Origin of the sequence: Acetobacter sp. (assembly GCF_047721705.1) — a bacterium.
In the GTDB taxonomy this organism is placed as follows: domain Bacteria; phylum Pseudomonadota; class Alphaproteobacteria; order Acetobacterales; family Acetobacteraceae; genus Acetobacter.
This window is the reverse complement of the sequence record NZ_JBDNXK010000008.1, coordinates 53,189-60,027: the sequence shown is the minus strand read 5'-3', so window position 1 is coordinate 60,027 and position 6,839 is coordinate 53,189. Positions and strand designations below refer to the sequence as shown.

At 52.3% G+C, this 6,839-nt stretch carries 6 protein-coding genes and 1 tRNA gene; 1 reads left to right on the top strand and 6 read right to left on the bottom strand.

Translation table 11 applies throughout. The annotated features are described in order from the left end of the window. The 3 genes from ABF824_RS02660 to ABF824_RS02650 form a co-directional block, all read right to left on the bottom strand. Window positions 1-334: phage tail protein (locus tag ABF824_RS02660; protein WP_415486285.1), on the bottom strand; the 334-nt coding region annotated here is incomplete at its 3' end. A 3-nt stretch (window positions 335-337) separates the two neighbouring features. Next, the gene (locus ABF824_RS02655; RefSeq protein ID WP_415486284.1) at window positions 338-883 is read right to left on the bottom strand and encodes a hypothetical protein; all 546 of its coding nucleotides are present in this window, start codon (window positions 881-883) and stop codon (window positions 338-340) included. Window positions 884-895: 12 nt separating this feature from the next. After that, window positions 896-1,978 (bottom strand): hypothetical protein, encoded by a 1,083-nt coding sequence (locus ABF824_RS02650; protein ID WP_415486283.1) that lies wholly within the window; start codon window positions 1,976-1,978, stop codon window positions 896-898. A gap of 138 nt (window positions 1,979-2,116) precedes the next feature. On the opposite strand from ABF824_RS02650, the gene ABF824_RS02645 reads away from it, so the two are divergent. Continuing rightward, window positions 2,117-2,191 (top strand) — tRNA-Val (locus ABF824_RS02645). 36 nt (window positions 2,192-2,227) lie between these two features. On the opposite strand, the gene ABF824_RS02640 is transcribed toward ABF824_RS02645, so the two are convergent. The 3 genes from ABF824_RS02640 to ABF824_RS02630 form a co-directional block, all read right to left on the bottom strand. Next, window positions 2,228-4,450: a glycogen debranching N-terminal domain-containing protein gene (locus ABF824_RS02640; protein WP_415486282.1), complete on the bottom strand. Its 2,223-nt coding sequence runs from the start codon at window positions 4,448-4,450 to the stop codon at window positions 2,228-2,230. Window positions 4,451-4,569: 119 nt separating this feature from the next. Continuing rightward, window positions 4,570-5,412, bottom strand: a complete 843-nt coding sequence (locus tag ABF824_RS02635) for a transglycosylase SLT domain-containing protein (RefSeq protein ID WP_415486281.1) — start codon at window positions 5,410-5,412, stop codon at window positions 4,570-4,572. 171 nt (window positions 5,413-5,583) lie between these two features. After that, window positions 5,584-6,804, bottom strand: a complete 1,221-nt coding sequence (locus ABF824_RS02630; protein ID WP_415486280.1) for an NADP-dependent isocitrate dehydrogenase — start codon at window positions 6,802-6,804, stop codon at window positions 5,584-5,586. Window positions 6,805-6,839: the final 35 nt, after the last annotated feature.

The window sequence follows — 6,839 nt, the reverse complement described above, 5'->3', positions numbered from 1 at the left end:
GATTCGTATCGGAATCAGAATATTTTATAATTATTTGCTTCGTTCCATTTCCCAAGTCAGTCATGCTGACAGAGGGTTCAACCGTTTGTGAAACGCTCGCTTCAAGTTTCATCTGCTGCAAAACGACAGCGGTAATATCAGCTAATGTGTCAGTATTTCCGATACGGGCTGGTAGCCCGGCACCATAATCAAGAGAAAATATATATCCACCCGAATTGGTACACAGCCGACGCGTCACCCGTTGCACGCCAGCGTCTGTTCCAGAAACAACATCGAGATCGCCACCAGAGGAAATACTGAGATCATAACCAAAAACATGTGAAATATCAGCCATATTTTATCCTTCAGGCGCCCCAGTACTATCCGGTCCCGCCTTGACCTGACCATGTATATGCTCAGTCAGAGAAATATTTGATGCTTTAACATCGCCGGACGCTGAAACATTTCCAGTAACAGTCACATCCCCAGAAATTTTTACATCAGAAAGAATATTCAGCCCTGCTTCATCAACAACAAGCTCAACATTTCCAACTTTGATTCCCACCTGTCCGACGGAAATCTTTTTACCATTCAAGCATGAAAAAACAGGAGGCAACATTGTGGAATCAAAAACACGGCTCACAACCACATAATTGTCGCCATCACCCTGCGCTGTATCAACAAAAACATGCGCCCCCACTTCAGATGGCGCATAGACAGTCACTGATCCAACCGCAAGAGCAGCATCACAAATCCAGCCTGTTTCCGCATTTTCCGGCTGCAAGCGCACCTTTACAAGGCCGCTGTCATGATCAACGGCGCTCACAACACCAAATCGAGCACGCCCGATACGGTTAGTATGGGCATGCATCAACATATCCAAGGAATGACGTAAATCACTCATCTTTTCTCCAAATCAACGAGGACGTAGAATCGCAGTTTTTGATATCCCTCGATCTGTGCCTTCAATAGAAAGTTGATCAACAGTATAAAAAACAGAATCAAATACTGTATTCGTTCCGGACAACTTGACCATCTGCCGCGTTGAAATATTGACATATGGATGCAAATGCATTTCAACATTTTTGGTGTGAGCTATAATCTCACCATACCTTTGTTGAGCTATCTGCTTACATTGATCTATCGTCGTCCCGACAGGCGCCGTAAAATTAAATGCTTGACCAGAACTACTTTCAGTCGGATAGATTGCCTTGTGGGTGATTTTTTGCCTTGAATCCCAAGAAGAAACTGCTACGTAAATATTATCTGCATATAGCAAATCGTGTGAAAGAGTCAGATTCAGTATTGGCCCTGACGCAAAACTCGAACTTCCGCTATTTCCGTTCCAAGATAAACTTACAACGTTATCGTTCGATGGTTTTTTAAAATGGACTGTCTTGTCATCCACCCACAGATCATAGCCATAATTACGTTGAATACCGACACATAAATCCCAGGCTGTCTGATAACGGTGCATACCCGACAAACCATGTGCTTTATGCTCATATTGATAAAACTGCCCTACAAATCCCGCAGTGTTATCAACATCAGCACTTAAACCCACAGTTTTTGCCAGAGAAGAAATAACATCTGAGGCTGTCATATTGAGAAAAGATTCACCCGAAAGTTCATAACTGATCAATTTGGATGACCAATCCCTTCCCCATATTTTCAGCGTCCGATCAGCAAGGTTGAAGATTGATCTATCAATACCTCCTGAAAATACCTTTGATTTGCTATAGTCTTCTATCTGTCCCGTTTCTGACACCACCATGTAAATCGTTATACTTTCTCCATTACTGAAAAATGGAACCTCAAGTGTTGTCTGTGGCAAGGAAAGGGTGGCTTCAAACGTGCTTGCTTCTGCCATCCTGGACTGAATGACCTTCACATGATGTGGCACGATTGTATTACCATTTTCATCGACGATAACCATCTGCGATGAAATAGCCGAAGGAACATTATTAGTGTCAGCAGAAAAAGAATACATAACAATCACAACAAGTGTTTCTTTTCTGCCTATCTGTCCCCTTCCACCTTCACAAGCGAAGCCTTCTTCTACGGTTAGAATCTCAAAGGCTCATTTAACCCCTTGCCTACTGTCTCAACCTTCTGTAATAGCAGCGCTACTGAGGCCGGGTGCGTAGCTCAGCGGTAGAGCATCGCCTTCACACGGCGGGGGTCACAGGTTCAATCCCTGTCGCACCCACCACGGTTCCTCACATATAGTGGCGTTCACAGATCACCTTCAGTTAATGATCTGCATGGTGATGGAACGCGATCTTTCCACCACATTGATGGCCACTTCCCGCCCCACGCGTACGATCCGTACCGTGAGACTCTCGCCGCCAACGGCCAGATTGAACAGCATTAACGAATCCACCATACCCGGTAGCGTCGGACGTACGAACTGAACCGCGACATTACCAGGATCATAGCGGAGCCCCAGCACGGCCTGAAGAAGAGCAGGAAGTGTGGCGGCCGCCCAAGCCTGAGGAGAACAGGCGACGGGATAGCGCACCGGTCCTTCCGCCTGGCTCCGGGTGAACCCACAGAACAGTTCTGGCAAACGACGCAAATCCGAATACAACGCCGCGTCGCTGAGGGCTTCGAAAATACGCGTCGCCTCTTTCCGGTAGCCATGGCGAGCAAAACCCATCGCAATCAGCGCATTATCATGCGGCCACACTGATCCGTTATGGTAAGCCATTGGATTATAGCGCGCCTCACCAACCGGAATGGTTCGGATGCCCCACCCTGAAAAAGAATCTCTGTTCATCAGGGTGCGCACCACAGCCGCTACACGATCCTGTGGTGCAATATCAGTCAGCAGAATATGACCTGCGTTTGAAGACCGCACGACGCATTGCTGTTTTTTGCCATCAAGCGCCAGCACATAAGTGCCCAACTCCTCGTTCCAGAATTTGACGTTGAAAGCCACACGAAGCGCCGTCGCTTTTTCATCTTGATTGGTGGCATAGGCAGTCTGTCCCAGACGACGCCCGATATTCGCCGCGGCGCGACGTGCGGCATATACGTAAGCCTGAACTTCACAGAGCGCGATAGGCCCTACCGCCAGAGTGCCATCAGCGTGAAAGATACTGTCGTGGCTATCTTTCCAGCCCTGATTGGCCAGACCATCCTTGGTGCGGCGGCTATACTCAACGAAACCGTCTCCATCCCGATCACCAAAACGCTCGATCCAGTCGATCGCGCGCGTCACGTGTGGCCAAAGATGACTGAGCAACCCGACATCACCGGTGCGGTCGAGATATTCTCCCGCCAACATGACAAAGAGCGGCGTCGAATCAATGGAACCGTAGTAACAACGGAACGGCACTTCGCCCAGTTCAGCCATTTCTCCGAGACGCACCTCGTGCAGAATCTTGCCGGGCTCGGCATCTGCCACAGGATCTTCTTTTTCCGCCTGATTGACCGCCAGATATTGCAGCACCCCCTTGGCAATAAGCGGGTCCAGCCAGAGAGTCAGGAGAGCCGTGATAAGGGCATCCCGGCCGAATACCGTGCTGTACCAAGGGATACCGGCATATGGATACGGCCCCGTCTTCTTTTCCGTCAGCAGCATGTAAATGTCGCAAATGCACCGGCGAATAGCTTCGTTGAAAGCCGCATTTGATGTGGCAATCGCCGTGGCGCGAGAGGAACTGGCCCGAAGAGCGCGTCGAGCCTGCACAGCACGCACGAGAAACGCCCGGTCTGGCGGCCATATATCCTTTTCCTTGGGATCGCACTGAATCTCCAGATGGATCAGTATTTTCTCCCCCGGCTTAATGCAAAACGAATATGTCGCCCGATCAGCAGACAGGGTGCTCGGCTGAGGACAGAAACGGAGATGCGTTTTACGCACACGATCATCCAACCCCTCGTAAGACAGAATCACCGTCTCACCGTCAATCTGCGGGGCCAGCGTCTCACCACGTCGGGTCCGCATCATGCCACGCGCCTCAAACAGATCGGCAAAATCGGCAAAAAAACGTAATTCACAGTGTATTTCATGCGGTTTGACATCAAAGTTTCGAATTTCCAAACGTTCGAAACAACTGCCATTCCACAGGAACCGCGATCTCAGAACATGCAGCAGATCGTGAGCAAGCCGCGTCCCGTCTCTCAACTGAAGATTCTCGTTCGTCAGGTTGACGGACAACATGATGTTGTTTTCACGCACGACCGAGGACAGGAGAACCGGCCTCTGATCGTTCAGGCGAAACGTCAGCCCCGACAGATAACGGGTATCACGGTAATATAATCCATCCGCGATATCCTGCCCCCATAGAATATCCCCCGTCTGGTCGAACACCCCGAACAGATCACCGTGTTTGAGCACATGCAGGCGACGATTTGATAAAATCGCGTTGCCTTCGAGACCGAAAACATTCGCGTCCACACTCTCGGACGCTTCTTTGTTATTTTCGTTACTTCTGGAAAAAGAACCTTCGTTTTGATCTGTCATGACGCGAGCTCCCGGACGGACGGATCTTCGTCGCTTCAAGCTCAACGCAACATGCGCCCGGTCGTCGCACAGACAACCATAAAAATGGTAATATTCTGCCTCTAACTGACAGAAAACCGTCAGAAACGAGGCGGAAGAACCATAGCCGACCTCACCAGATGCACCGGATTAGAGCGGTAAAAGGCGAGAGAATGCCCCGGCTGTCCACCGCCCCCTACCGCAGGTGCGGGTCGTGACGGCGGAGGCGCATACCCCTGTACACCGGGGTTAAAGGAAGACGCTGCTTGCTGGGAAACTCCACCCCCTGAAGGAACCTGACCGCCCATCGCAGCCATCGACGCCGCAGCTCCTTTGGCAGACACATAAGGCGTGGCGGGTTGCGTGCTTGGCGCGAGTGGACTGACATGAGGCCTCATGCCGGTAGAAACATGCGAGGTCGCCACACCACCTGACGGCAACGCCCACGATTCCAGCACTTTCCACTGATAGGCTGAACCGATGTCCGGCGTGAAAGAGTGATAGGCCGCAGCGGCACGTGGCCAGCTTCCTGTTTTGTTGAAGAGATCGACCAGAAAACGCGCCGCATACTGCGCATTTGTTACTGGATCGAACGCCGCTTCCAGTGACGGAAACGCATCGGCATGCTGCTGTAGATTGACCTGCATGCAACCGACATCAATAGAACGGATGCCCTGAGCCTGAAAGGCTCTCACAGCCGCAACCGCCTGCGCCTTGTTGTCGTAAACATAGCCCTTGCCCTGCGCATTCACAGTCCAGGGCCAAGGCGCCAATTCGCCATTCACATAGCGACCACTCTCCACACGGCCCATCGCCACGAGAAACTGGTCGGGAATGCGCTGCGCCCGTTCCACCATCATGATCGCGCTGGTACATTGCCGCGCATCACTCGGTGAGATGTTGCCGGTCGGCCGCGGCGGCATATTTCCGAGAGGCGATGCCATCGGAGAACTCCCCGATGAAACCGGCAAAATGGGCCCCGAAGGCAAGGCCAGCAACGACTCCGCATGCGCACTACATGCAGGTAGCCCGCCCATCATCATGAAGGTCGTAAGAAAAATGCGCCGCATCCGGGCAAGATGCGGCGCATTTCCTAATCAACCGTTATCAGCGGCTCAGTTGGCCTTCAAAGCCTTCTGAAGGCGTGTATCGATCGCATCAAGGAACGGCTGCGTATCGAGCCATTTCGTGCCCTTGCCGACCAGAAGCGCCAGATCCTTGGTCATTTCCCCAGCTTCGACGGCTTCCACACAGACTCGCTCAAGAGTCTCAGCGAACGCCACCACATCCGGCGTCTCATCGAAGCGGCCGCGATAGGCAAGACCGCGCGTCCATGCATAGATCGACGCAATCGGATTCGTGCTCGTGGGGCGGCCCTTCTGGTGCTCACGATAATGACGCGTCACCGTGCCGTGCGCCGCTTCCGACTCAACGATGGTGCCCGTCGGGTCAAGCAGAACGGACGTCATCAGGCCAAGGCTGCCGAATCCCTGCGCCACGATGTCGCTTTCCACGTCGCCGTCATAGTTTTTGCAGGCCCAGACATAACCGCCTTCCCACTTCAGGGCGGAAGCCACCATGTCGTCGATCAGACGGTGCTCGTAGGTGATTCCCAGATTCTCGAAATCGGCCTTGAATTCCTTGTCGTAGATCTCCTGAAACACGTCCTTGAACATGCCGTCATAGGCCTTGAGGATCGTATTCTTGGTCGAGAGATAGACCGGGAACTTGCGGTCACGGCCATAGCTCAGCGATGCCCGGGCAAAGCCTTCGATCGAAGCGCGCGTATTGTGCATGCCCAGCGCCACGCCCGGTCCCTTGAAGTCATGCACTTCAAGCTCAAGCGGTTCGCCACCATCCGCAGGCACATAATTCAGCGTCACCTTGCCGGGACCGGGGATTTTGGTCTCGGCAGCGCGATAGATATCACCATACGCATGACGACCAATGACGATCGGCTTGCTCCAGTGCGGCACGAGGCGAGGCACGTTCGAGCAGATGATCGGCTCGCGAAAGATGGTGCCGTCAAGGATGTTGCGGATCGTGCCGTTTGGCGAACGCCACATCTTTTTGAGACCGAACTCCGTCACACGCGCCTCATCCGGCGTGATGGTCGCGCATTTGACGCCCACACGGTATTTCTTGATCGCTTCGGCAGCCTCAACCGTGACCTTGTCATCCGTCTTGTCGCGGTTTTCGATCCCGAGATCGTAATATTTCAGGTCAATGTCGAGATAAGGCAGAATCAGGCGCTCTTTGATGAAGTGCCAGATGATGCGCGTCATCTCATCGCCGTCGAGTTCAACAACCGGATTTTTGACCTTTATTTTCGCCATGAGACGCGCATTTCCTTCGATAATCGTCAGACGGT

Bases quoted from the DNA above. Each gene is read 5' to 3' on its own strand.
- ABF824_RS02630 (WP_415486280.1), bottom strand. From the start codon at position 6,804: ATGGCGAAAATAAAGGTCAAAAATCCGGTTGTTGAACTCGACGGCGAT.
- ABF824_RS02640 (WP_415486282.1), bottom strand. From the start codon at position 4,450: ATGACAGATCAAAACGAAGGTTCTTTTTCCAGAAGTAACGAAAATAAC.
- ABF824_RS02655 (WP_415486284.1), bottom strand. From the start codon at position 883: ATGAGTGATTTACGTCATTCCTTGGATATGTTGATGCATGCCCATACT.
- ABF824_RS02635 (WP_415486281.1), bottom strand. From the start codon at position 5,412: ATGGCATCGCCTCTCGGAAATATGCCGCCGCGGCCGACCGGCAACATC.